This is a genomic window from Mucilaginibacter sp. P5_A4 (genome assembly GCF_056400605.1).
The window spans coordinates 1-1,520 of sequence record NZ_JBFUKX010000129.1; the positions used below are offsets into that span (position 1 = coordinate 1).

1 protein-coding gene is annotated in these 1,520 nt (G+C 40.5%); it reads left to right on the top strand.

Features of this window, described 5'->3' with window-relative positions; genetic code table 11:
• The coding region (locus AC1DQW_RS27580) for an SLBB domain-containing protein (RefSeq protein ID WP_477457001.1) at nucleotides 1-1,520 on the top strand (1,520 nt) is incomplete at both ends.

Genomic DNA, 1,520 nt, shown 5'->3' on the forward strand with positions numbered 1-1,520 from the left:
ATATTTGAGGGACTAAAGCCAAAAGTATTTGGCGCCGATATTTTTAAAAATAAAAACAGCTCATTTGAGCCCAACCTTAAACTTGCCACACCGTTAAATTATATTGTTGGCCCTAATGATCAGCTAAACGTTAGCGTTTATGGTAATTCACTGGTAAATTGGAAGCTTGATGTTTCGCCCGAGGGAAGTATCAATATACCGGGGATAGGTATTTTAAACGTAGGTGGCAAAACAATTGAGCAAGCTACATCATTAATAAAAAGTAAGCTCGCAGCTAATAATTATGCTATAGGCCGCGGTTCAAATGTTCAGGTAACGCTTGGCAATATTCGTAGTATCCATGTAATTATTATAGGCCAAGTTACAAAACCGGGCACCTACACACTGCCATCGCTGGCCACGGTTTTTAATGCGTTATATACAGCAGGCGGCCCAACCGAAAACGGTAGCTTAAGGCAAATAGAGGTCATCCGGAACAACCGTATCATAAGGCATCTTGATGTTTACGATTTCCTGGTGAAAGGCGATCAAAAGAATAACATTTCTTTGCAAGATCAGGATATAGTTCGGGTTCCCACTTTCAGAACAAGGGTTGAGCTTGCCGGGCAGGTTAAAATTCCGGCATTATTTGAGGTTTTACCTGGCGAAACCCTTGATAATATATTAACCTATGCGGGGGGCTTTACAGATAGCGCCTATACGGCACGTATTAAGGTTTCGCAAATAAGCGACCAGCAAAGAAAAATAACGGATGTATTGGAGGCTGACTACAAAAACTACATTCCTTTAAGAGGCGATAAGTACACAATTGAATCTATTATTAACCGGTTTGAAAATAGGGTTGCTATTAATGGAGCTGTATTTAAACCCGGAGATTATGAATTACAAAGTGGTTTAACATTATATCAACTAATAGAAAAGGCTGCCGGCTTAAAAGAAGATGCCTTTACAGAGAGGGGAACAATTACCCGGCTGAAGCCCGATAACAGTACCGAGATAATAGGATTTAATGTAAAGGATGTTATCAATAAAGCTGTAAGCATACCGCTGCAGCGTGAAGACATAGTAAACATTTCTTCGATATTTGATCTGCGCGATAAGTATACAGTTACTATTAATGGTAGTATAAGAAAGCCAGGAAAGTTTGCTTTTTCTGAAAACATGAAAGTAGAGGATCTGATTTTAAAAGCCGGTGGATTTGCAGAGGGGGCAAGTACAAAGCGAATTGAAGTGGCCCGAAGGAAAACTGATGCCGATCCTTCTTCCAAAAGCAGCGCTGTTGCACAGGTTTTTACCGTTAACATTGATGGCCCGTTAAAGCCCAATGATGCTAATTTTGTACTCAATCCATTTGATATAGTTTCTGTATACAGCTTACCAGGCTTTGAAAAACAAAAGACAGTAAAAGTTGAAGGGGAAGTTTTATACCCGGGGTCGTATACTATAAAAAACAAAAACGAGAAAATATCAGACCTGGTTGCCCGTGCCGGCGGCCTTACTGCATCGGCAGATGTTGAGGG